Here is a 24085-nt window from a genome sequence, read left to right as displayed (position 1 = left end):
CACGATCGCCTCGATGATGACGATCTGGCCCTCAAGCGCCGCACGGTCGTCCACGCCCACCTGGGTGACCCCGGCGGACGAGCCCTGGATCGCGCTGATGAGAGCCGGCGCAGCGCCGCCGCCTCCATCGCCCTCGTTCGCCTCTCCGGGCGTCGGCGCCTGCGCCACGAAGGCGCCCGAGCCGTCCGGAACGCGGGACAGGGACTGTTCGGCCTGCAGCCCGTTCTCGTTCTCGTTGACCTGAACGGAGAGGCCCAACGCCTGCAGCAGGCCCGTATCGTCGGCGTCGTTGGTGTCATAGACGACGGCGTCGACCAGGTTCACAATCGTCGGCGCGCTGCCGTTCGGAAAGTCGGCCGCAGGAGCCCGATAGAGCGCGGCGGCGTCGGCTCCGTTCTGGATCGTGTTCCCCGGGATCACGAGGCCGACATTGGGGACCGCCTCATTGCCGATGACGAAGAAGCCGTTCTCGTCGGTCGAAAAACCCGAAAGGTCGAACGCCGCATAGCTCAGATCGTTCGAGCCATTGAAGAGGACGAGCGTCAGCCCATCGAGGCTGGAGCCGCCGACGCCTCCATCGAAGATCTCGATGAACTCGGCTGCGTCCGTGCCCGGCGTATCGCTGTCGATCTCGTTGATCGTGAAGACGGGTTCCCGCTCGACGAACGAGGTCCCGGAAATCGTGGCGCCGGGCGAGAAGAGAGCCCCTTCCGATCCGGCGGCCGAGGCGTGAGCGACGAAGTCGCCGGTCACGTCCGGATCGCGGGTCAGCGACTGGTTGTCCCCCCCCTCGCCGCCATAGGATACGGAGTCGATGACCCCTGCCGGGCCGGACAGTGTTACCGTATCGCCGCCATTGTTGAGCCCGAGCGCGCCGGTCGATGCGACTTGAACCAGCGCGCCGCCGAAATCGCCGGCAGGCGTTCCGCCGCCGAAGACGACGATAGCGGCCCCCGCGCCGAGGATCGTCCCCTCCGGAAAGACGTGCCGGACGGCCACGCCGTCGGAAAGCGTCAGGCCGGAAAGGTCGGCGGCCTCCGTTCCCGCATTGACGATCTCGACGAACTCGTCCTGCGTGGCGTCGCGCGTCCCGTCTCCATTCGCATCGCCCGTGAGGTCCCCGGCCGGGTCGGCGAGAATCTCGTTGATGACGAGGCTCGGAGGCAGCGGTTCTTCGCCGCCGCCGTCCCCTCCCCCGTCGCCGGTGAAGCTCTGCCCGGCATTCGCCGCGCCCTTCGTCTCGGGCTGCGGAGCGGCGAAGGCGAAGTCGGACGCCGCGGCTCCTGTTCCCGTCCTTTGCAGCGAGAGGCCCGCAGGGTCCGAGCCGGATTCGGACTGCCCGATATCGACGGAGGTCATCCCGTCGGCCGGGCCGCCGACCGCGGTGAAGACGCCTTCATAGGACAGGAACTCGACAACGGCGCCCTGATCGTCCACGAGCGCGATCCCGTCCGGCGCTCCGTTCTGCAAGCCGTTGGTCGGCAGATCGATGACGAGGAACCCGAACCCCTGCCCGGCATCCGCGAGAACGCCGGCGAGCGGCAGTTCGCCATAGACCGCGCCATTGGCCCCGTTGTAGAGGACGAGGCTCCAACCGGTCAGATCCGCGCCCGCAGGGCCTGCGATCTCGATGAATTCCCCGACATCGCCAGAGAGGTTGTCATAGTGGAATTCGTTTATGAATGCGGTCATCATCTGCCTGCTTGTCGAGCGTGCCGGGTTGCATCTGCGCTCTCGTCCCGAGACGGGCCGAGAGCGCGAAGGTTAACAGAACGTTTCATGACGAGTATGCGACAGTCAAACGACAATTCGCATCCGGCACGCAACGTCATGCAAGGAGCGCCCATGAACCGCGCCGTGGCTCCCCCCGCCATCCCCGTCCCGTTCGCCAATTACAGCCACGGGATCGAGGCGCCGCCGGGCGCGCGGCTTCTCGTCACCTCCGGCCAGCTCGGAAGCGAGCCCGGCGGCGCGGTCCCCGAAGGCGCGGAGGCGCAGGCGCGGCTTTGCTTCCGGCAGATCGAAGCGATCCTCGCCGCGGCGGGCATGGGGAGGGAGGACGTGCTCCGCCTCAACGCCTTCGTGACGGACCGGGCGCACATGGCGGGCTACATGGCGGCGCGTGACGAGTGGCTGAACGGCCTGAGCCCGCCCCCCGCCTCCACGCTCGTCATCGTCGCGGGCTTCACCCGGCCGGAATTCGTGGTGGAAGTGGAGGCGACAGCGGCGAAAGCCGGCTGATCGTATCCGTACCGGAAACGGTCTTGCGGTTCAGGCGCCTGTTATCGCGGCAGGGGCGCGGCGCTATCTGTCGCCCAACGCAACGCAGGAGGGCTCCATGCCGAAGATTCTCGTCGTCTACTACTCCACCTACGGCCATATCGAGACCATGGCGGACGCCGTCGCCGAGGGCGCGCGCGAGGTCGCAGGCGCCGAGGTGACCGTGAAGCGCGTCGCCGAGCTCGTCCCCGAGGAGGTGGCGAAGGCCAACGGCTTCAAGCTCGACCAGTCCGCGCCGGTGGCCGACCCGAAGGAGCTCGCCGACTACGATGCGGTCATCTTCGGCACGCCGACGCGCTTCGGCGCCATGGCCGCGCAGATGAAGCAGTTCCTCGACCAGACCGGCGGGCTCTGGGCCGGCGGCAAGCTGATCGGCAAGGTCGGCTCCGTCTTCACCTCGTCCGCGACGCAGCATGGCGGGCAGGAATCGACGATCCTGAACTTCCACACCACGCTTCTCCATCACGGGATGGTCGTCGTCGGCCTGCCCTATTCCTTCGCCGCGCAGATGACGCTGGACGAGATCGCCGGCGGCTCGCCCTATGGCGCGACCACCATCGCGGGCGGCGACGGCTCGCGCCAACCCTCCGCCTTCGATCTTGCTGGCGCGAAGTTCCAGGGCAAGCACGTCGCGGAGATCGCGAAGAAGCTCGCCGCCTGATGCGCGCCGCCCCGGCCTTGAGCGGGGGCCCCGACGAATGGCGCGGATCGCCCCCGCGGGGCCCCGGATCAGGTCCGGGGCCCTGTGCCTTCGATCATCGCCTTCAGCGTCTCCAGCCGGTCCGCCTCGCGCGGCGGCTTGTCCCAGCGGAGGCGGGCGATGCGCGGAAAGCGCATGGCGACGCCGGAGCGATGGCGGGCGGAGGCGGCGAGCCCCTCGAACGCCACCTCCAGCACAAGCCCGAAATCCGGCTCCGCCCGCACCGAGCGGACGGGGCCGAACCGCTCCACCGTGTTCGTCCGCACGAAGCGGTCGATCTTCTTCAGCTCCTCGTCCGTGAAGCCGAAATAGGCCTTGCCGACCGGGGCGAGCGCCTCGCCGTCCCACACGCCAAACGTATAGTCGGAATAGAAGGAGCTGCGCTTGCCGTGGCCGCGCTGCGCATACATCAGCACCGCGTCGATCAGATGCGGCTCGCGCTTCCACTTGAACCACGGCCCTTTCGGGCGCCCGGCGAGATAGGGGCTCTCCCGCCGCTTCAGCATCACGCCCTCGATGGCCGGATGCGGCGGCGCGGAACGGAGCGCTTCGAGCGCCTCCCAGGTCTCGAAGGGGACTTCGGGCGAAAGATCGAACCGCTCCGGGTCCAGCGCGGCAACGAAGGCGCCGAGCCGGTCGCGGCGCTCCGCATAGCTTCGGGGTCGCACGTCCTCCGCCCCGGCGCGGAGGATGTCATAGGCGCGGAGAAAGGCGGGCAGCCGCGCCGTCAGCGCCTTCGGCGCCGTTTTCCGGTTCAGCCGCTGCTGGAGGTCGTTGAACGCCCCCACATCGCCGCCCGCCCGCACCAGCAATTCACCGTCGAGCGCGCCCTCGAACTCCATCGCGTCGACGAGGTCGGGGAAGGCGGCGGAAATGTCCTCCCCCGTCCGCGTATAGAGCCGCCGCTCCCCCCGGTCGGAGACGGCCTGAACGCGCACCCCGTCCCATTTCCACTCCGCCGCGAAGTCGGCGGGCTCCGCCGCCTCCCGGTCCCGCGTCTCGAAGGGCGTCGCCAGCATCACCGGGCGGAAGGGCGCGCGGCCCGCCGCCGCCGGCTTCTCCCCGCCCGTCAGCCAGGCGAAAAGCTCCGGATAGGGCGGCGAAAGCCCGTGCCACAGCTCCTCGATCTCCGCCGCCTCCACTCCGCCCCAGTCCGCCGCCGCCTGCTTGGCCAGCCGCGCCGAGACGCCGACGCGGAGCCCCCCCGTCGCCAGTTTCACCAGCGCATAGCGCTCGGGCGGCGCGAGCCGGTCGAGCAGGCCCGAGACGAGCGCCGGCGCCTCCGCCCGCCCTGCCCGCCTCAGCGCATCGACGACTTCGGAAAGCCGCGGCGGCTCCGCGCCGTCTCCCTCCCCCGGCCAGATAAGGGAGACTGTCTCCGCCAGGTCGCCGACATAATCGTAAGAGAGCGCGAAGAGCGCCTCGTCCGTCCGCTCCGCCGCCAGCCGCCGGAGGAGCGCGGGCGTCACGGTGCGGAGCGTCAGCTCCCCGGTCAGCGCCGCGAGCGCCCAGCCGCGGCACGGGTCCGGCGTCCGGTCGAGATGAAGGCGGATCGCCCGCAGCTTCTCCTTCCGTCCGGGCGTGAAGGCGAGCCGGTCCATCAGCGCCGCGAAGGCCCTCATTCCGGCTCATCCTCGTAGCCGACGAGATGCAGCGGCCGCGCCGCCCGCCCCTCGATCTCGCACCAGCGCAGCAGCGCCTCCTCCCGCCCGTGCGTAATCCAGACCTCGCCGGGGTCGATCTCCCGGATCGTCTCCGTCAGCCCCGCCCAGTCGCAATGATCCGAGATGACGAGACCGAGCTCCGCCCCCCGCTGCCGCGCCCGCGCGCGCACCTGCATCCAGCCGGAGGCGAAGGCGAAGAGCGGGTCGGGGAAGCGCCGCGCCCAGGTCGCGCCGAAGGCGGAGGGCGGCGCCAGCACCACCTCCCCCGCATAGCCGGCGGCGGCGCCCTTCTCCGCCGTGGCATCCTCCAGCGGGCCAAGGTCGATCCCGCGGGAAGCGTAGTAGTCGCAGAGCTTCCGGAGCGCGCCGTGGATGAAGACCGGCCGCTCCCACCCCGCCGCCCGCAAGAGCGCGATCAACCGCTGCGCCTTGCCGAGCGCATAGACGCCGACGAGATGCGCCCGCTCCGGATAGTCCCTGAGCGAGGCCAGCAGTCGCCCGATCTCCGCCATCGGGTCCGGGTGGCGGAAGACGGGGAGGCCGAAGGTCGCCTCCGTGATGAAGACGTCGCAGGGAACGGGCTCGAACGCCGCGCAGGTCGGATCGATGGCGCGCTTGTAATCCCCCGCCGCGACGATGCGGAGCCCGCCCGCCTCCACCGAGATCTGCGCCGAGCCGAGCACATGCCCCGCAGGATGGAAGGAGACGCGGACCCCGCCGATCTCCCCCCGCGCCTCGCTCCGCATCTCCCGCGCGAAGCCCGCGCCATAGCGGATCGCCATGATCTCCAAGGTCTCCGGCGTCGCCCAGACGGCGCCGTGCCCCGCCCGCGCATGGTCCGCATGGCCATGCGTGATCAGCGCGCGGGGAACGGGCCGCGACGGATCGATGTGGAAGTCGCCCACCGGGCAATAGAGCCCTTCGGGCGTCGGGCGGAGGAGGTCGTCAGGGCGCATCGCCGCAAGGATAGCGCGGCGCCGCCCCCTATTCGAGCCGCGCGGGGAAGCCCGGCGCGCGGAGGTCCGTCCCCAGCGCGTCCTCCAGCAGCTTCACGATCTGGGTGGATTGCGCGTCCCCGCCATAGGCCGCCTTGCCGCGGATGAAGGTCTGCTCCGTCAGCCCCGCCAGTTCGAGCGGCGCGCCGAATTCCCGCCCGAACCCCATCACGAAGCCGAGATCCTTCAGCGCCAGATCCATCGTGAAGGCGATGTCGTAGCTCCCGTTGAGGATCAGTTGCCCCTCGGTCTCATGCACGAAGGAGTTGCCGGAAGAGGCGGCGATCGCCTCCCAGGCCTTGGCGAGGTCGAGCCCGCCGCGCTTCGCCAGCATCAGCGCCTCGCCATCCGCGACGAGGTGGATGAAGGCGAGCATGTTGGTGATGACCTTGATGATCGCGGCGGAGCCGAGCGGGCCCATGTGGATGATCCGGTTCCCCATCGCCTCCAGCGCCGGGCGATGGCGGAGGAACCGCGCCTCATCCCCGCCCACCAGCACCGTGATCTCCCCCCGGAGCGCGAGATGCACGCCGCCCGTCACCGGGCATTCGAGGCAGCCGACGCCCGCCTCGCCCGCCAGCGCGGAGAGGCGCAGCACGTCCTCCCGCGAGACGGTGGACATCTCGATCCAGTCCGCGCCCGGCTTCATGACAGGCAGGAAGGCGCGGAGCACGGCCTCCGAGACGGCGGGCGAGGGCAGGCAGGTGATGACGCAATCCGCCCCCTCCGCCGCCTCTGCGGCGCTCGAAGCCCATGTCGCGCCGGCGGCGAGATGCCGGTCCGCCAGCCCCCGCTCGCGGTCATGGACCGTCACGGAAAACCCGGCGCGGAGAAGGCTCGCGGCGAGATGGCCGCCGAGATTGCCGAGGCCGATGAAGGCGTAGCGCATGACAGCCCCTCAGAAATGGATGCGGAAGGCTTCGCGCACCGCGCGGTCCACCTCGGGCGGCACCCGGCATTCGGCGCGGGCGAGGATCGCCTCCTTCCGCGCGATGGCGGTGTCGAGCAGGAGCGGCCGCCCCGCCTCGCCCCATTCCTTCGGGCTCATGCGGTTGCCGACCTCGGGATAGATGTATTCCGTCTGCATGAGCCGCAGCGTCTGGTCGGACCCGAGGTAGTGCCCCGGCCCGCCGAGGCAGACCGCCTTCATCGCCTCGATGGAGACGCTGTCCTCGTTCACGTCGATTCCGCGGACGCAGCGCATGCACTGGCCGAGGATGTCGTCCCCCAGCACGAGGCTTTCGAGGCAGAAGCCGAGGAGGGAGGCGTGCATCCCCACCGCCTCGTAGCACATGTTGAGCCCGGAAAGCCCGGCGAGAACGTTGGTGATCCCCTGCTCCCAGCCCGCCTGCATGTCCGGCAGTTTCGAGTCGGAAATGCCGGAGGCCGCGCCGCCCGGCAGCCCGTAATAGCGATGCATCTGCGCGCAGCCCGCCGTCAGCAGCGCCTGTTCGGCCGAGCCGCCGGACATCGCGCCCGTGCGGAGGTCGGAGACGAAGGGCCAGGTCCCGAAGATTGCCGGGAAGCCGGGGCGCATCGCGTTCACATAGACGACCCCGGCAAGGCATTCCGCCACCGCCTGCACGATGGCGAGCGCGATGGGCGCCGGCGCCGTCGCGCCCGCCTGCCCGGCGGAGAGAAGGAGCACGGGCATCCCCGCGCGGATGCACTTCTCCATCGTGATGCAGCTTTCCTCCGCGAACTTCATCGGGGGGACGACGAAGCAGTTGGAGTTGGAGACGAAGGGCCGCTCCCGCCACGCCGCCTCCCCGCCCGCGATCATGTGCAAGAGCTCCATGCAGCCCTCCACATGGGAGGGGTCGGAGAAGGAGGTGCCGACATGCTTCGTCGTGCCCGCGCAGCAGGCGTAGAGCGTGTTCACGTCCATGTCGAAATTGTCCGCCACATCGCGGCAGACCATGGCGCGCTGGAAGAAATGCACATTGTCGAGATTGTCGGTCAGCCGCGCGGCGTCATAAAGGTCCCGCGCCGTCGAGTCGCGATAGTCGCCGGTCAGCGCGTCGACGATGTGCACCGCCGCGCCCGCCGTGCCGTAATGGACGCGGTTGCCCGAGAGAAGCAGGTGATGCTTCTCCTCCCGCCCGTAGAGCGTGATGCCCCGCGCGGCCTTGGCCAGCATGTCCTCCACCAGCGCGCGGGGGAAGCGGATGCGGCCGTCATCGCCGAGGATCGCGCCCGCCTCCGTCAGGATCTTCACGCCGGAAGCCGGGGCCTGGGAAAGCCCGATCACCTCCAGCGCCTCCAGCGCCGCCTCGTGGATGCGCGCCATCTCGAGTTCGGTGAGCGGGTTGTAGCGCCCGCCTTCGAGGCCGGGGCGGACGGGGCGCAGCCCCTCCGCCAGCGGCGCGGCGCGCATCGCGACGCGCGCGGCGCGGCCGCCCGCGCGGCGGGATTTCGGGGCGCAGGTCTCGCCCACGGAGTCGATCAGGGCTTCGGTCATGCCCGCATCCTTTCGCCGGTCGGGTCGTAAAGAGGCTTCAGGCTCGCCTCGGCGGCGACCCGCCGCCCGGCGATCTCGATCTCGTAGGCGGAGGCGAGCACCGCCTCCGCGCTCTCGCCTTCGCAGGGGACGTAGCCGAGCCCGGTCGCCCCCCCGAGCGTGTGGCCGTAATTGCCGGAGGTGAGGATGGAGACGATCCGCCCGTCCCGCACCACCGCCTCGTTGTGGAAGAGGACGGGGCCGGGCTCCTTCAGCCGGAACTGGAGCAGCCGGCGGGAAAGCCCCGCCTCCCGCTTCCTCAGCACCGCCTCGCGCCCGATGAAGGCGCCCTTGGCCGTCTTGACCGCGAAGCCGAGCCCGGCCTCCAGCACATGGTCCTCGTCCGTGATGTCATGGCCGAAATGGCGGAACGCCTTCTCCATCCGGAGCGAGTCGAGCGCGTGGAGGCCGGCGAGCGTCAGCTCCGGCGCCGCTTCCGTCAGCGCCTCGAACACATGCGCCGCCTGGTCGGCGGAGACGTAAAGCTCCCAGCCAAGCTCCCCGACATAGGAGACGCGATGCGCGCGGGCGAGGCCGAGGCCCACCTCCACCTCCCGCGCCATGCCGAACGGATGGGTCGCGTTCGAGAAATCGTCCGGGCTGACCCTGGCGAGAACCTCCCGCGCCTTCGGCCCCATCACCGCCAGCACCGCTTCCCCCGCGGTGACGTCGGTGGCGACGGCGCGCGCCTCCCCGACATGGCGCTTCACGCGGGAAAGGTCGCGCCGCAGCGTCGCCGCGGGCGTGACCATCAGGAATTCCGTCTCGGAAAGCCGGGTGACGGTCACGTCCGCCTCCACCCCGCCCTTCCCGTTCAGCATCTGGGTGTAGACGATCCGCCCCGCCGCCACGTCCACATCGTTCGCGCAGAGGTTCTGGAGCACGGCGCAAGCGTCCCGCCCCTCCACCCTGATCTTCCCGAAGGAGGAGAGATCGAACAGCGCCGCGCCCTCCCGCGCCGCGCGATGCTCCGCCTCCCGGTTCTCGAACCAGTTCTGCCGCCCCCAATCGTGCGCATATTCCGCCGCCTGCCCCGGCGCCGCGAACCAGTTCGGCCGCTCCCATCCCGCGACCTCGCCGAAGACGGCGCCCCGAGCCGCGAGATGCGCATGGAGCGGTGAGCGGCGCACCCCGCGCGCCGTCTCCACCTGCCGGAACGGGTAATGGTCTGCGTAGAGCAGCCCCAGCGTCTCCGTCACCCGCTCCTTGAGGTAGCGGCGGTTGCGCTGGAAGGGCTGGGCGCGGCGGATGTCCACCTCCCAGAGGTCGAAGGGCGGCTCGCCCTCGTCCAGCCACGCCGCCAGCGCCATGCCCGCCCCGCCGGAGGAGACGATGCCGATGGAGTTGTAACCGGCGGCGACCCAGTAGCCGCGAAGCTCCGGCGCCTCGCCGAGGTAATAGCGGTCGTCCGGCGTGAAGCTTTCCGGCCCGTTGAAGAAGGTATGGATGCCCGCCGTCTCGAACATCGGCATCCGCCGCGTCGCCATCTCCAGGATCGGCTCGAAATGCTCGAAATCCTCGGGCAGCGTATCGAAGCAGAAGTCTTCCGAAATGCCGCCCATGCCCCAGGGCTTCGCGACGGGCTCGAAGGCGCCGAGCATCATCTTGCCGGCATCCGACTTGTAGTAGGCGCATTCGTCCGGCACCCGCAGGACGGGAAGATGGCCGAGCCCCTCCACCGGCTCCGTCACGAGATAGAAATGCTCGCAGGCATGGAGCGGCAGCGCGACGCCGGAGCGCGCGGCAAGGTCCCGCCCCCACATGCCGCCGCAATTGACGACGATCTCCGCGTCGATCCGCCCCGTCTCGCCCCCCGCCTCCCATTCGACGCCGGTGACGCGGGCGCCGTCATCCGTGACGCGGCTGACCTTCACGTTCTCGAAGATCGCGGCGCCGCCCATCCGCGCGCCCTTCGCCAGCGCCATGGCGATGTTCGCCGGGTCGCATTGCCCGTCCCCGGGGATATGGACGGCCCCGACCATGTCTCCCGTCTCGACATGGGGATAGAGCGCCTTCACCTCTGCGGGGCTCATGGGATGGACCTCCACCCCGAAGGCCCGCGCCAGCGTCGCCTGCCGCAGCAATTCCTCGTGCCGGTGATGCGTCAGCGCGGCGGAGATCGAGCCGACCCGCCGCATCCCCGTGGCGACGCCCGTCTCCGCCTCCAGCTTCACGTATAGCTCGGCGGAATACTTCGCGAGCCGCGTCATGTTCTGGCTGGCGCGAAGCTGCCCGATCAGCCCCGCCGCATGCCAAGTCGTGCCGGAGGTGAGCTGCTTCCGCTCCAGCAGCACGACATCCTTCCAGCCCCGCTGCGCGAGGTGATAGGCGACCGAGCAGCCGGAGATTCCGCCCCCGATGATGACGACGCGGGCGTGGGTGGGGGGCGTCATGCCTTCAGCCTCGCATTTTCCGGGTCCCAGAGCGGCGCATCCGGCTGCACAATCGCCGGGAACCGCTCGCCGTAGATCTCGACCTCCAGCGCCGTCCCCGGCGCGGCGAGGTCCGCCCGCACCATGCCGAGCGCGATGGAGGCGCCGACGCGATAGCCCCAGCCGCCGCTCGTCGTCTCGCCGACGATCCGCCCCTCATGCCGCAGGTTGGACATGTAGGGCGCGTCCGCCGCCCCCGCCTCGACGATCAGCGTGACGAACCGCTTCCGCGGCCCCGCCTCCCGCTCCGCCATCAGCGCGGCCTTGCCCGGGAAATCCTCGTTCTTCCCGAAGCGGATGAAGCGGTCGAGCCCGGCTTCGAGCAGCGTGTAGTCGGTGGAAAGGTCGCCCTTCCACGCGCGATAGCCCTTCTCCAGCCGCAAACTGTCCAGCGCGAACATGCCGAAGGGTTTCGCGCCGGCGCCGGTGACCGCATCCCAGATCTCCGGCGCCGCCGCGACCGGGCAGTGAACCTCCCATCCGAGCTCCCCGGCGAAGGAGACCCGGATCAGCACGCATTCCACGCCGCAGACGCGGGCGTCCTGCACGCTCAGCCAGGGCAGCGACAGGTCGCCGTCGGTAAGCGGCGCGAGGAGATCGCGCGCCGCCGGGCCGGTGACGAGGAGGCACTCGTATCTCGCGCTCCTGTCGTCCAGCGTCACGCCCTCGGGCAGGCCGCGCGCCAGCACGTCCCGGTCGTGCCATTGCGCGACGCCTGCGGTGATGAGCCAGATCTCCTCGTCGCTCCGCGGTATCGCCGACATCTCGGTCAGAACGCGGCCGCGGGGATCCGCGAAATAGGCGAGGCCGATCCGCCCCGGCCTCGGCAGGCGCGATGCGGTGAGCGCTTCGGCATGGGCGCGCGCGCCCGGCCCTTCGAGCGCGAGGCGGGTGAAGCCCGATATCGCGATGATCCCGCAATGATCGCGCACAGCCTCGCATTCCTCGCGGATGCGCGGCTCCCACGGGCCGGCGCGCTCCCATGTCAGCGTCGCCTCTTCCGACACGTCGTCGCCTGGCTGTGCGAACCAGTTGGCCCGCTCCCAGCCGTTATAGGCGCCCATCTGGCCGCCACGGGCGACGATCCGCTCATGCAGCGCGCTCAGCCTCCGGTCAGGCGCCGCCGGCCAGCGATGCTTCGGGAAATGCATCGCGTATTCGTGGCCATAGACCTCCATGCCCTTGGCCACGCAATAGGCGTCATCCGTGTAGTCCGTGAAGCGCCGCGGGTCGCAGGACCACATGTCCCATTCCGTCCCGCCCTCGGTGATCCACTCCGCCAGCACCTTCCCCGCGCCGCCGCCCTGCGCGATGCCGAAGGTGAAGACGCAGGCCTCGAAGGCGTTCGGCACGCCCGGCATCGGCCCGAGCAGCGGGTTGCCGTCCGGCGCGTAAGGGATCGGCCCGTTGATGACCTTGGCGAGCCCCGCCTCCGCCAGCGCCGGCACCCGCGCCATCGCGTCGGAGACGTAAGGCTCCAGCCGCTCCAGATCGTCCGGGAAAAGCTGGAAGCTGAAATCCTCCGGCATCGGCTCGTCCGGGCTCGCCCAGTGCGCCCGGCCATTCCGCTCGTAGGGCCCGAGGTTGAAGCCGTATTTCTCCTGCCGGAGGTAATAGGAGACGTCCACGTCGCGCAGCAGCGGCAGCTTCTTGCCCGCCGCCTCGGACCACGCCTTCACCTCGGGAACCTCGTCGAAGACGAGATATTGATGGCTCATCACCATCATCGGCACCCGCCGCCCGCCATGGGGGCGGAACCATTCGCCCACGCGCTGCGCGTAGTAACCGGCGGCGTTCACCACGATCTCGCAGGCGATGTCGCCCTTCTCGGTATGGACGATCCACTCGTCCCCCCGCCGGCTGACCCCCGTCGCCGGCCGGAACCGCTCGATCCGCGCGCCAAGGTTCCGCGCAGCGCGGGCGAGCGCCTGCGTCAGCTGCGCCGGGTCGATATCCCCGTCCGCCGGGTCATGCAGCGCGCCCTTGATGTCATGCGTCTCGATGAACGGGTAGAGCGCCTTGATCTCATCCGGCGCGAGGAGGGAGAGCGCCATGCCCTGATATTCCCCCATCCCCTTCGCCCGCGCGAATTCCTGCATCCGCTGGCGGGAATGGGCGAGGCGGATGGAGCCCGTCACATGATAATTCATCGGATAGTCCGCGATCGCGCCCAGATCGCGATAGAGCGTCGTCGAATAGCGCTGCATGTTCATGATCGACCATGAGGTCGAGAAGGTCGGCACGTTCCCCGCCGCATGCCAGGTGGAGCCCGCCGTCAGCTCGTTCTTCTCCAGCAGGAGGCAATCTTTCCACCCCGCCTTCGCGAGATGATAGAGCGCGGAGACGCCCACCGCCCCGCCGCCGATGATGACAACGCGCGCCGTCTCCGTCCCGTCCGCCATGAAGCATGCCTCCGCCGTTTCCGCAGCATTGCGCTCGCCGCGCGGGGCTTTCAATCGCTCATGCCGGCCTCTATTGATCGGGAAAACCGATCAGCCGCGCTCAAGCAGCCCGAAGGGCGATAGCGCGAACAAGACCGCGCTCAAGCAGCCCGAAGGGCGGCAGCGCAACAAGAAGAGGCAATCATGCAGATTGAACTGGTGGAGACGTTCCTCGACCTCTGGGAGACCCGCAGCTTCAACCGCACGGCGGAGCGCCTGTCTGTCACGCAATCCACCGTCTCCGCTCGCATCCGCGCGCTGGAGGCGCGGCTGGAGCGGCGGCTCTTCACCCGCTCCCGTTCCGGCACGGAGCCTACCATTGCCGGGCTCAGGTTCGAGCCCCACGCCCGCGCCCTCCGCCGCGCCTGGACGGAGGCGACCAACGCGGCGCGGGAGGCGGAGGCGGCCTCCCTCACCCTCCGCATCGGCGTGCAGCATGACCTTGCGGCGGCGCGCGTGGGCGAATGGGTCACCGCCCTCCGCGCCGCGCTCCCCGACGCTTCAGTCTATGTCGAGGCGGATTTCTCGCAGCAGATGTGCGCGGACCTCATCTCGGGCGGGCTCGACCTCGCCGTTATCTTCACCCCCCGCCCGCATCCCGACCTGCATTTCGAGACGCTGGGCGAGGCGGCCTATCGCATGGTGACGACCGGGGAAGCGACGCTGGAGGCCGTGGAGCCGGACCGCTACATCCTCTCCAACGTCTCCCCCGCCTTCGCCCGCGCCCACGCCGCCCTCCACCCCACGCTCTCCGCCGCGCAGCTCTCGGCGGGCCAGAGCACCGTGATCGCGGGCATGCTCGCCGCGCTCGGCGGCGCCGCCTATCTCCCCGCGGAGATGGCGGCGGCGATGGCGGCGAACGGAACCGCCCGCCTCGTCCGCCGCGCGCCCGTCATCGAGCAGTCGGTCTACGCCGCGGTTCACCTGAGGAACCGCCGCCGCGCCCCGCACCGGCGGATGGTGGCGTTGTTGAGGGAGACCCTGCTGGCGAGGGGGTGAGGCGCCAAAACTGTTGACCACCCGGCCCCGGACTTGATCCGGGGCCTCGCGGACATGGGCGCGCCATCCATCTGGGCCCCGGATCGAGTCCGGGGCCAATCGCCAGACGCCGCCGCCGCTTCCTCCCTCCCCCGGGGAGGGAGGCTTTCCGCCCCACGCGCTCTCGGCGCCCTATTTCCGATTACCCTTTCACGTCAACCACATGACCCCCCTGCTCACTGTGAGCAGCCCCGGCTCACCGCGGGTCGATCGGCCTCCCGAAGCCCTCCGTCACGCTCTCGATCGCCTTCGCCACGGCGAGGATGCCCGCCTCGTCCCGGTGCCGCCCGATGAGCTGGATTCCCATCGGCGCCCCGCTCGCGGTGAAGCCGATGGGGACGGAAAGGGCGGGGAGGCCGAGGGTCGAGGCGAGATGGGCGAAGCGGAGCCAGTCCATGTAATGGGGGGTCGGAACCCCATCCACCTCGGTCGGAAACTCCACCTCGGAGTCGAGCGGCCCGAGGCCGACCACCGGGCAGGCCAGCGCGTCGAAGCCGCGGGTCAGCCGCTCCATCTCCAGCACCATGGCCGACCGATGCCGCTCCGCCTTCACGATCTCGGGAAGGGTCAGCGCCTCGCCGAAGGCGCAGTTCTCCTGCAGGGTCTTCTTGAAATGCCGCCGCACCTCCGCCGGCAGGGAGCCCGGCCCGATGGCGAAGGAAAGGCCGCGGAGCGCCATGTTGGTCTCGATCAGGCCCTCCACGTTCGGGTCCCGCTCCTCAACCACGGTTCCGAGCCCTTCGAGCCGCCGCATCGCCGCCGCCATCAGGTCCCGCACCTCCTTCGTCACGGGGCCGAAGCCGCCGAAATCGGCGGAGAAGGCGACGCGCTTCGGCGGTCCGGCGCGGCGGACCTGGCTAAGGAAGCTCTCCGCCGGCGGATCGAAGGTCAGCGGCTGCCGTGGGTCGCTCCCCGCCATCGCGTCGAGGAAGAGCGCGCAATCCTCCACATTCCGCGCCATCGGGCCGGAGAGGCCGAGGCCGGAGAAGGCGTTGTCCTTCCCCCCGCCGCCGCACCTTCCGGGCGTCGGCCGCAGCCCGACGACGCCGCAATAGGCCGCCGGGGTGCGGAGGCTGCCGCCCATGTCCGACCCATGCGCGAGCCAGACCTCCCCGGTCGCCAGCGCCGCCGCCGCGCCGCCGGAGGAGCCGCCGGGGTTCAGCTTCACATTCCAGGGGTTCCGGGTTCGCCCGAAGACGTCGTTGAAGGTGTTGGCCCCGGCGCCCATTTCCGGCGTGTTGGTCTTTCCGATGACGACGCCGCCGCGCCGCTCCATCATCTCCACCAGCGGGTCGCTTTCCTCCGGCACGAACTCCGCGAAGGCCTTCGTGCCCCAGGTGGTGCGGACGCCGGCGACCGGCGAGAGATCCTTGATCGCGATGGGGAGGCCGGCGAGCCATGTCGCCTCGCCCCCCCGCTCCAGCTTCGCCGCCATCGCCTTCGCCCGCTCCGCGCAGGTTGTCGGCATGGCGTTGATCTTCGGCTCCACCGCCTCGATCCGCGCCATCGCGGCCTCGATCATCTCCGCGGGCGAAACCTCGCCCCGCTCCAGCAGCCCCACCGCCTCCACCGCGCTCAGCGCGCAGAGTTCCGGCCCCGTATAGTCATGCGTCATGCGCAGCCCTCCCATGCCGGCCCGACCATGGCGCCGCGCGCGCCGCGCCGCTAGTGTTCCGGACAGGAAATCGAAAGGCTCATATGGCGGTCGAGACGGAGACGCCCCCCGCGGCGCCGGCGCGGGCGGAGAACGTCGCCGCAGGCGTCGCCTGGATGCTCGTGACGGGGCTCCTCTTCGTCGTGATGACGGGGATCGTGCGCCATATCGGTTCGGACCTGCCGGCGCCCGTCGGCGCCTTCATCCGCTATGCGATGGGGCTCCTCTTCGTCGCCCCTGCATTGATCGGCATCCTCCGCCGCCCACCGGCGCGGACGACCTGGATGCTCTATGGCGGGCGGGGGTTCATCCACGGGCTCGCCGTCATCCTCTGGTTCTTCGCGATGGCGCGCATTCCGGTCGCGGAGGTGACGGCGCTGGGCTACACCTCGCCGATCTTCGTCACCATCCTCGCGGCGCTCTTCCTCGGGGAGCGGCTGAGAGCCAGGCGGATCATCGCGATCCTTGTCGGGCTGGCGGGGGTGGCGATCATCCTGCGGCCCGGCTTTCAGGAGATCGGGCCGGGGCAATGGGCGCAGATCCTCGCCGCGCCGCTCTTCGCCGTCTCCTTCATCTTCGCCAAGCTGCTGACGGACCGGGCGCGGCCGACGGAGATCGTCGCCATGCTCTCGCTCGGCTGCACGCTGACGCTCCTGCCCTTCGCGATCTCCCAGTGGAAGAGCCCGACGATGGAGGAGTTTCTCTGGCTTTCCCTCGTCGCGGCCTTCGCGACGACGGGGCACTGGACGCTGACCAAGGCCTATCAATGCGCGCCGATCACGGTGACGCAGCCGGTGACCTTCCTCCAGATCGTCTGGGCGACCATCGTCGGCGCCGTCTTCTTCGGGGAGCCGGTGGACGCCTTCATCGTGATCGGATCGGCGGTGATCGTCGGCTCGGCATGGTATATCGCCCGGCGGGAGATGAAGGCGCGGGGCGAGGCGCGGAGGGCGGCGGCGGGCGCGGCGGCGGCGGCTTCGGGAGCGATGGGGAGAGCGGGATGACGAGGAAGCTGATTTCTCAAGGGTCGCGGTTCGAGGCGGAGTTCGCCTATTCGCGGGCCGTGGTCACGGGCGGATGGGTCTTCGTGGCGGGGACGACCGGCTACGACTACGCCACCATGACCATCTCGGAGGATGTGGCGGAGCAGGCGCGGCAGACCTTCCGCAACATCGAGGCGGCGCTGAAGGAGGCGGGCGCGGGGCTCGATGACGTGGTCAGGGTCCACTACATCCTGCCCGACCCGGCGGACTTCCCGGCCTGCGCCCCGGCGATCCGCGAGGCCTTCGCGGCGGCGCGGCCGGCGGCGACGATGCTCGTCGCCGGGCTCCTCGACAAGGCGATGAAGATCGAGATCGAGGTGACGGCGAAGCTGCCGGATTAGGGGCGGCGGGGCCGGATTTCGGGGCATAACCATGGTTATCGACCCCGGAGCCTTGAAAAGGCTCGGAAAAAGTCGTGATCGGATTGTTTCAGCCGGGAGGGTGAGGGGTTTTCCCGGCGGAGGGTCGGGCTGGAGCGACAGCGGCCCTCGCCCTCTTCCTCTCCCGCAGGCGGGAGAGGCGAGCGCCCTTGCCGGGGCGGGGCGCGCGGATTCATGATTTTTCATGGATCGGGGTTTGCGCTGTCGGTCGGCCCCTCTCCCTGACCTCCTCCCGCAGGCGCGAGGGGAGGTGGGGCGGTCAGGGGAGGGGGTTACCGGGCGGGGCGCCGGCAGCGAGCCAGGCTTCGTAGTTAGGGTCGGGGAAGTACGGGCGGTCGAGCGGTTCGCGGTCCATCAGGTCGGTGCGGCGAACACCGGTTGGAAGGATAGTGGAGCGGTCGCCGAAAAGAGAATTTACCTGCTCTTGGCTTAACCCATTTGCGCCCGTAAAGTCAGCCGATCTTGCATTTGACCGAGCAAACTGAACTTGCGATACGTTGCAATTTAAGAAAACTGACCTTGTCAAGTCTGCGCCTGTCAACTCTGATTTACTTAGATCGCAACAATAAAATACGACATCACCAAACTTACTACCGTGAAATTTTGAATACAAAAGCCTTGCGCCTAGAATTGTATTGCCCCAAAGAGCTGCTCTATTCATCCTAGCATACATGAGGTCCGCACCCTCTGTTGAAACTTCGGATAGGTCTGCATTCTCTAAAGATGCATCAATAAAGGTTGCTCCATCCATTCGAGCACCAAAAAAGTCAGCGTTCTCAAGTTGCGCACCTGTAAAATCCGCCCCTTCCAAGCGCGCATCGGCAAACAAGGTATTCTCTAGTGCTGCAAAGGACAAATTTGCCTTCTGTAGATTAGCTCTTCTTAAGTCTATTTGATACTCCCGTGCCGCCTCATGCGCGCGTCGGAGCGCGCTGCGACGCCCAATTACGGTTAGCGCGGCTTGAACGTCTGCCCGTGGCGCCGGAAGACTATAAGCCCATTGCGCCGCTTTACCGTAGAATGCACCCGAAACGCTGAAACGCTCCTCGCGCTCGTGTTCGTGCTGCTCGATGCCCTCCTTGGTGGTATCCAAGGCTAGCACTTCCCAATCCGGCAGGTCGTGCGTTTGCGGCGTCCGCGCATTCGAATTTTCCCGCACATAGGCGCAGAGCGTCTCCATGATCGGGATATGGTCCCGCTCGCTGTCCTGCGCGATGCGTTCGAGGGCGTAGATCGCGCCGAGGCGGACTTCGAGGTTGGGTTCGGTCGTCTCCAGCGTTTCGGCCTTGGCGATTAGCTCGCCGTCGACGATCTCCTCCGTCTCCACCACCTTCTTGACGGTCTTCTCGGCGCCGAGCTGCTCCACCGCGCGCATGATGCGTTCGGTGAGGTGCTTGTCCTCCGCCGTGCGGGTGGCGCGTTCGTTCACCCATGCCTTCAGGAGGGCGAAGGGGGCGGAGGCGAGGGCGACGAGGGCGGCGGCGCCGGCGGCGACGAGATAGGCGGCGCCGCGCCGCTCCTCCCCTTCCGCGTCGAGCGCGGAGCGCGCCGCTTCCGACAGAAGCGCGCGCATGTCCCCGACCAGCGCCCACCAGAGGCCGCCGAAGGCGAGGACGGCGATGGCGGCGAGGAGGAGGACATGGTGGCGGATCGGCCAGACGAGGATGCGGAGGGCGATGAGGCCCGCGCGGGCGGAGGCGGCATCGCGGACGGATCGCGCGAGGGCGCGCGCCCCGGCGACAAGCGTGACCAAGGCGCGGGCGATCCAGCGGCCGAGGGCGGGGATGCGGAACGGGGGGAAATCGTCTTGCGCCATTTGGGGAAATCCTCGCCGGGGCGGGGCGGGGGCGCAAGGGGAAACGGCGGGCGCTTGCGCGACGCTTGCGTTGGGCGCCACGGCCTCGAAAAGCGACCTTCCGGTGGAAGGTCGCCGAGGCCGTTCGGCCGGAGCCCAGGCGGAGGGCGAGGGCGCCGGGCCGCCGTCGCTCGAGATCTGCCGGCGGTCGCCGCGGTGGCCGCGGGATCGCGGCCGCCGGGGGCGGCGGCCGCGGGCAGATCAGCCGCGGGTCTGATCTGCCGGGCGCTCTTTGGCGACGGTTGGGCGATGAGGCGGACGCGGACGATTGCGGACGAGTGGGAAGCGCGAGGGAAAACGGGGCTCTTGCCGCTTGCGTTTCGCGCCGCGGCCCCATCAGCGACCTTCCGGTGGAGGCAGAGCTGTTCCGGCCGGACGCTGCGGAGGCCAGGGAGCCAAGCCGCCGCGTCGGTCTGCATCGGTTCGCGGCCGCCCGGGTGGCCGCGTCTCGCGGCCGCCTTGGGGCGGGCGGCCGCGGGCCGATACGCGGGGCGTATCGGCCGGGCGCTCTTGGGCGACTGCGGGGCCACAAGGCGGAGGCGGGAGGCTTTGGACGAGGCGAGGGGCGCGAGCGGAAACCGGCTCTCCCGCGACGCTTGCGGTTGCGCGCCACGGCCTCGACAAGCGGGTCTCCGGTGGAGACCCGCCGGGGCCGTTCGGCCGGAGCCCCTGCGGAGGCCGAGGGGCGCCAAGCCTGGCCGAAGGTCGAAGATCGGGCCGTGACCGCCGCGGTGGGCGCGGACTCGCGCCCGCCGAGGGGGCGGCGGGCGCGGGCTGATCTGACGCGGGTCAGATCAGCCGGGCGCGTTTGGGCGACGGTGGGGCGATCGGGTGGAGGCGGAGGGGGGCCAAACCGCGCCCGCCCTTGCCTGCGGGGCCCCGGATCAGGTCCGGGGCCTTCGGCTTTCCGGGTCGGCCCTGGGGCGGCGGCGGCAGCGCGCGGGGCGCCCGCCGCCGTTCCCCCCGCCCCGCGCGCTCCGGCATGGTCCGCCAGACGAGACCCGGAACCGCCGATGACCCTCGCCCCGATCCTCGCCGCGCCCTTCGCGATCCAGCTCCACATCCTCGCCGTCGCTCTCGCCGCGGCGGCGACGCTCTTCATCCTGCCGATGCGGAAGGGGACGGCGCGGCACAGGGCGTTCGGGCGCGTCCGGGCGGGGCGGATCATGCGCGCCGCGTCCTTCGGCGGGTGAGGCTCAGATCGTCAGGCCCTCGGGCGCGGGGAGGCCGTTCGCGCGGCAGGCGGCGGTGACCGTGTTGGCGAGGAGACAGGCGATGGTCATCGGGCCGACGCCGCCGGGAACGGGCGTGATCGCGCCGGCGATTGGGGCGACGGCGGCGAAGTCCACATCGCCGACGAGGCGGGCCTTGCCCCCCTCCCCTTCGAGCCGGTTGATGCCGACGTCGATCACCGTCGCGCCCGGTTTCACCCAGCTCGCCTTCACCATCTCGGGCCGCCCCACGGCGGCGACGAGGATGTCCGCCCGCGCGGCCACCGCCTCGATGCCCTTGGTGCGGCTATGGGCGATGGTGACGGTGCAGCTCTCCCGCAGCAGAAGCTGCGCCATCGGCTTGCCGACGATGTTGGACCGGCCGAGGACGACCGCCTCTATCCCCGCAAGGCTCCCGTGGAGGTCGCGGAGGAGGAGGAGGCAGCCGAGCGGCGTGCAGGGGACGAGCGCGTCCTGCCCCGTCGCCAGCAGGCCGACATTGGAGATGTGGAACCCGTCCGCATCCTTTTCCGGCGCGATGGCGCCGATCACCTTCGCCTCGTCGATATGGGCGGGGAGCGGAAGCTGGACGAGGATGCCGTGCACCGCCGGGTCCGCGTTCAGCCGGGCGACGAGGGCGAGGAGATCGGCCTCCGGCGTCTCTGCGGGAAGCCGATGCTCGAAGGATTCCATGCCGGCCTCCTTCGTTTGCTTGCCCTTGTTGCGGACATAGACCTCCGAGGCCGGGTCCGCCCCGACGAGCACGACGGCGAGGCCGGGGGTCAGCCCGTGATCCGCCTTGAGGCGCGAAACGTGGGCGGCGACCCGTTCGCGGATCGTCGCCGCGAAGGCCTTTCCGTCGATGATGCGGGCGGTCATGCGGGCTCCTTTCAGCCTCCGGCGACGAAGTTCACGCGGTGGGACCAGGTCGCCCCGTCGCTGAGGACGAGGGAGGAGAAGCCCATGATCTGCAGCATGTCGTAGAGCGTGCCCTCGAGATGCAGGTCCTGCTGGCGGAAGAAATCCGTGCCGCGCATGTTCGAGGTGAGCTGCGCGAGAACGGCGCGGGCGCGGAAGAGGGTGCGGAAGACCTCGTCGTCGAGCGCGACGATCATCAGCCGGTCCGAATTCGCGCCCTTCTCGAAGATGACGTAGCGGGGGCTTTCCGGCGCGGCGAGCTGCGCCTTGGTGATCGAGGTCACGAAGTTCACCCGCACCGCCTGCTCTGCGGGCGGCGTGCCGGGGGCGATGACGCGGGTGAAGGTCTCCTCCGTCGTCACCGGGGGGTAGTGATAGCCGGCGTAGCGGTCCTCGATCTCCGCCGCGGCGGGGAGGGCGAGGAGGGCGAGGGCGAGGGCGGCGGCGCGGATCATGCTGGGCTCCTTCGGGTGGCGGGCGCCGCCACGCTAGCGGCGGGGGCGCCCGGCCTCAACCGGGATCAGAAGAGCCCCTCGATCTCCCCGGCGTCGTTGAAGCGGATCGTCTCCGCCGCCGGGCGGCGCGGCAGGCCGGGCATCGTCATGATCTCCCCGCAGATGGCGACGACGAAGCCGGCGCCAGCGGAGAGGCGGACCTCCCTGACCGGGATCGAATGGCCGACGGGGGCGCCGCGGACGGTCGGGTCGGTCGTGAAGGAATATTGCGTCTTGGCCATGCAGACCGGCAGATGGCCGTAGCCCGCCGCCTCCCATTCCTTCAGCTGGGAGAGGACGGAGGCGGGGGCGGCGACCTCCGCGGCGCGGTAGATCTCCTTCGCCACCGTCTCGATCTTGGCGAAGAGCGGCGTCTCGTCCGCATAGAGGGGCCTGTAGGCGGCCTTGCCGCTCTCGGCGATGGCGACGACCTTGTGGGCCAGCGCCTCGATCCCCTTCGAGCCTTCGGCCCAGTGGCGGCAGAGCACGGCCTCGGCGCCGAGGGCGGCGACATGGGCCTTCACCGCCTCGATCTCCGCCTCCGTATCGGTCACGAAATGGTTGATCGCGACGATGGCGGGGACGCCGAATTTCGCCACGTTCTCGATATGGCGGCCGAGATTGGCGCAGCCTTCCTTCACGGCGGCGACGTTCTCGGCCCCGAGCGCCTCCTTCGCGACGCCGCCGTTCATCTTCAGCGCGCGGATCGTGGCCACGATCACCACCGCGTCGGGCGCGAGGCCGGCCTTGCGGCACTTGATGTTCATGAACTTCTCGGCCCCGAGATCGGCGCCGAAGCCGGCCTCCGTCACCACGTAGTCGGCCAGCGCGAGCGCCGTCTTCGTCGCGATGGCGGAATTGCAGCCATGGGCGATGTTGGCGAAGGGGCCGCCATGGACGAAGGCGGGGTTGTTCTCCAGCGTCTGCACGAGGTTGGGCTGCATCGCCTGGGCGAGGAGCACGGCCATCGCACCGTCCGCCTTCAGGTCGCGGGCGTAGACCGGCTTCTTCTCCCGCGTATAGGCGACGATGATGTCGCCGAGGCGCGTCTTGAGGTCCGCGAGGTCGGCGGCGAGGCAGAGGATCGCCATGACCTCGGAGGCCACCGTGATGTCGAACCCGGTCTGACGGGGGAAGCCGTTGGCGACGCCGCCGAGGCTCACGACGATGTCGCGGAGCGCGCGGTCGTTCATGTCCATCACGCGGCGCCAGACGATGCGGCGCTCGTCTATCTCGAGCTCGTTGCCCCAGTAGATGTGGTTGTCGATCATCGCGGAGAGGAGGTTGTGCGCGCTGGTGATCGCGTGGAAATCGCCGGTGAAGTGGAGGTTCATCTCCTCCATCGGCACGACCTGCGCCAAGCCCCCGCCCGCGGCGCCGCCCTTCATGCCGAAATTCGGGCCGAGCGAGGCTTCGCGGATGCAAACCGCGGCCCGCTTGCCGATGGCGTTCAGCCCGTCGCCGAGGCCGACCGTCGTCGTCGTCTTGCCCTCGCCCGCGGGGGTGGGGTTGATCGCGGTGACGAGGACGAGCTTGCCGCGGGGGCGCCCGGCCAGCCCGGCGATGAACTCGGCGGAGATCTTCGCCTTGTCGTGGCCGAAGGGCAGGAGGTGCTCGGCGGGCACGCCGAGCCGGGCGCCGATCTCCTGGATCGGCTTCTTCTTCGCGGCGCGGGCGATCTCGATATCGGTTTTCATGGCGCTCCCCTTTCGGCTTTCGCCTTGGCCTATCGCGGGCGGCGGCGAAAGCAAGGGAGGAAAGCGACGGCGGCGCGCCCGTTCGCGGCGGGAAGGGTTGCAAGAGCGGGCGGCGTCGTTAAGGCTTTCGCCATGGCTGCGCCCGCCCCGCTCCCGCCCGCCCGCCGGGCCTTCGTCCTCCGCTGGGGTGAAGTGGCGCGCGGGCTCGGGCTGACGAAGAGCGGCGGGCAGGTCTGGGCGCTGATTCTCTCCGCGGAGAGCGCGATGAGCGCGGCGGAGATCGCCGAGGCGCTCTCCATCGCGCGCTCCAACGTCTCCGCCGCGCTGAAGGAACTGCGGGGGTTCGGCCTCGTCCGCTCGGCGCCCGCGCCGGGGGAGCGGCAGGAGCGGTTCGCGGCGCCGGACGCGCCGGAAGAGGCGGCGGCCGCGCTCCTCTCCGCCTTCCGCGCGCGGGTCGCGGAGCCGGCGGCGGCGGCGCTTTCCGGCATGGAGGGCGCGCCGCGCCTCGCCGCCTATGCGGGCTACATGGCCGCGCTCGGCCCGGCGCTGGAGGCGGCGCTGGCGCCCGGGGCGGCTCCAGCCGATCCGCCGAAGAAGAAAAAGAAGAAGAAGTAGGCGGGCCGACGGGGGGCGTCTCTTCAGCGCCGCAATCCCGACCGCGAGGCCGGCCACCGGCTCGAGCGGCGCGCGGAGGGGCGCGGCCTCCCTCGGGAGGTCGCTTCGGGGCGGTCGCTCTCCGCGGTTGATGGCGCAAGAGGCTGTTACGGCTGAACTTCTTGAGAC

At 69.9% G+C, this 24085-nt stretch carries 19 protein-coding genes; 7 read left to right on the top strand and 12 right to left on the bottom strand.

What is annotated here, in order from left to right; all coding sequences use genetic code 11:
* A partial coding sequence (locus ACE37J_RS13535; protein ID WP_409711787.1) for a lamin tail domain-containing protein occupies nt 1-1692 on the bottom strand: 1692 nt, incomplete at its 3' end.
* Nucleotides 1693-1845: 153 nt separating this feature from the next.
* On the opposite strand from ACE37J_RS13535, the gene ACE37J_RS13530 reads away from it, so the two are divergent.
* Both ACE37J_RS13530 and wrbA read left to right on the top strand, forming a co-directional pair.
* Nucleotides 1846-2241: a RidA family protein gene (locus ACE37J_RS13530; RefSeq protein WP_409711786.1), complete on the top strand. Its 396-nt coding sequence runs from the start codon at nt 1846-1848 to the stop codon at nt 2239-2241.
* A 97-nt stretch (nt 2242-2338) separates the two neighbouring features.
* Nucleotides 2339-2941, top strand: a complete 603-nt coding sequence (gene wrbA / locus ACE37J_RS13525) for an NAD(P)H:quinone oxidoreductase (RefSeq protein WP_409711785.1) — start codon at nt 2339-2341, stop codon at nt 2939-2941.
* 68 nt (nt 2942-3009) lie between these two features.
* Here wrbA and ACE37J_RS13520 read toward each other — a convergent pair whose 3' ends face one another.
* Genes ACE37J_RS13520 through ACE37J_RS13495 form a run of 6 tightly spaced genes read right to left on the bottom strand, consistent with a single transcriptional unit; the run spans nt 3010 to nt 12973 of the window.
* The gene (locus ACE37J_RS13520) at nt 3010-4602 is read right to left on the bottom strand and encodes a cisplatin damage response ATP-dependent DNA ligase (RefSeq protein ID WP_409711784.1); all 1593 of its coding nucleotides are present in this window, start codon (nt 4600-4602) and stop codon (nt 3010-3012) included.
* Nucleotides 4599-5600, bottom strand: coding sequence for a ligase-associated DNA damage response exonuclease (locus ACE37J_RS13515; RefSeq protein WP_409711783.1), 1002 nt, complete (start codon nt 5598-5600; stop codon nt 4599-4601). The genes ACE37J_RS13520 and ACE37J_RS13515 overlap by 4 nt, the downstream gene beginning before the upstream one ends.
* Nucleotides 5601-5628: 28 nt before the next feature.
* Nucleotides 5629-6528 carry an NAD(P)-dependent oxidoreductase gene (locus ACE37J_RS13510; protein ID WP_409711782.1) on the bottom strand — a complete coding sequence of 300 codons (900 nt, stop codon included), beginning with the start codon at nt 6526-6528 and terminating at the stop codon, nt 5629-5631.
* A gap of 9 nt (nt 6529-6537) precedes the next feature.
* Nucleotides 6538-8100: a trimethylamine methyltransferase family protein gene (locus ACE37J_RS13505; RefSeq protein WP_409711781.1), complete on the bottom strand. Its 1563-nt coding sequence runs from the start codon at nt 8098-8100 to the stop codon at nt 6538-6540.
* The gene (locus ACE37J_RS13500) at nt 8097-10532 is read right to left on the bottom strand and encodes an FAD-dependent oxidoreductase (protein ID WP_409711780.1); all 2436 of its coding nucleotides are present in this window, start codon (nt 10530-10532) and stop codon (nt 8097-8099) included. Before ACE37J_RS13500 ends, ACE37J_RS13505 begins: the two co-directional genes overlap by 4 nt.
* Entirely contained in the window at nt 10529-12973 is a 2445-nt protein-coding gene (locus ACE37J_RS13495; RefSeq protein WP_409711779.1) for an FAD-dependent oxidoreductase, read from the bottom strand. Before ACE37J_RS13495 ends, ACE37J_RS13500 begins: the two co-directional genes overlap by 4 nt.
* A 183-nt stretch (nt 12974-13156) precedes the next feature.
* Between ACE37J_RS13495 and ACE37J_RS13490 the strand changes: the two genes are divergently transcribed.
* Nucleotides 13157-14011: a LysR family transcriptional regulator gene (locus tag ACE37J_RS13490; RefSeq protein WP_409711778.1), complete on the top strand. Its 855-nt coding sequence runs from the start codon at nt 13157-13159 to the stop codon at nt 14009-14011.
* A gap of 235 nt (nt 14012-14246) precedes the next feature.
* Here the strand turns inward: ACE37J_RS13490 and ACE37J_RS13485 are convergent, their stop codons facing one another.
* Complete coding sequence (locus ACE37J_RS13485) at nt 14247-15665, bottom strand: amidase (protein ID WP_409711777.1); 1419 nt, start codon at nt 15663-15665, stop codon at nt 14247-14249.
* 83 nt (nt 15666-15748) lie between these two features.
* On the opposite strand from ACE37J_RS13485, the gene ACE37J_RS13480 reads away from it, so the two are divergent.
* Together ACE37J_RS13480 and ACE37J_RS13475 are read left to right on the top strand one after the other, a co-directional pair.
* On the top strand, nt 15749-16708 hold the full coding sequence (locus tag ACE37J_RS13480) for a DMT family transporter (RefSeq protein WP_409711776.1): 960 nt from the start codon (nt 15749-15751) through the stop codon (nt 16706-16708).
* Complete coding sequence (locus ACE37J_RS13475) at nt 16705-17088, top strand: RidA family protein (protein ID WP_409711775.1); 384 nt, start codon at nt 16705-16707, stop codon at nt 17086-17088. The genes ACE37J_RS13480 and ACE37J_RS13475 overlap by 4 nt, the downstream gene beginning before the upstream one ends.
* 298 nt (nt 17089-17386) lie before the next feature.
* Here the strand turns inward: ACE37J_RS13475 and ACE37J_RS13470 are convergent, their stop codons facing one another.
* The gene (locus ACE37J_RS13470) at nt 17387-18943 is read right to left on the bottom strand and encodes a pentapeptide repeat-containing protein (protein WP_409711774.1); all 1557 of its coding nucleotides are present in this window, start codon (nt 18941-18943) and stop codon (nt 17387-17389) included.
* A 1052-nt stretch (nt 18944-19995) separates the two neighbouring features.
* Here ACE37J_RS13470 and ACE37J_RS13465 point away from each other — a divergent pair.
* Complete coding sequence (locus ACE37J_RS13465; protein ID WP_409711773.1) at nt 19996-20175, top strand: hypothetical protein; 180 nt, start codon at nt 19996-19998, stop codon at nt 20173-20175.
* Between the two features lie 3 nt (nt 20176-20178).
* Here ACE37J_RS13465 and folD read toward each other — a convergent pair whose 3' ends face one another.
* The 3 genes from folD to ACE37J_RS13450 form a co-directional block, all read right to left on the bottom strand.
* Complete coding sequence (gene folD, locus ACE37J_RS13460) at nt 20179-21072, bottom strand: bifunctional methylenetetrahydrofolate dehydrogenase/methenyltetrahydrofolate cyclohydrolase FolD (protein WP_409711772.1); 894 nt, start codon at nt 21070-21072, stop codon at nt 20179-20181.
* Between the two features lie 11 nt (nt 21073-21083).
* Nucleotides 21084-21566: a hypothetical protein gene (locus ACE37J_RS13455; protein ID WP_409711771.1), complete on the bottom strand. Its 483-nt coding sequence runs from the start codon at nt 21564-21566 to the stop codon at nt 21084-21086.
* A 65-nt stretch (nt 21567-21631) separates the two neighbouring features.
* Entirely contained in the window at nt 21632-23302 is a 1671-nt protein-coding gene (locus tag ACE37J_RS13450) for a formate--tetrahydrofolate ligase (RefSeq protein WP_409711770.1), read from the bottom strand.
* 132 nt (nt 23303-23434) lie between these two features.
* Between ACE37J_RS13450 and ACE37J_RS13445 the strand changes: the two genes are divergently transcribed.
* Nucleotides 23435-23917 carry a GbsR/MarR family transcriptional regulator gene (locus ACE37J_RS13445; RefSeq protein WP_409711769.1) on the top strand — a complete coding sequence of 161 codons (483 nt, stop codon included), beginning with the start codon at nt 23435-23437 and terminating at the stop codon, nt 23915-23917.
* Nucleotides 23918-24085 lie beyond the last annotated feature (168 nt).

Origin of the sequence: Pikeienuella sp., from assembly GCF_046290545.1 — a bacterium.
Classification (GTDB): Bacteria; Pseudomonadota; Alphaproteobacteria; order Rhodobacterales; family Rhodobacteraceae; genus Pikeienuella.
This window is presented reverse-complemented; position numbering and strand designations above follow the sequence as displayed.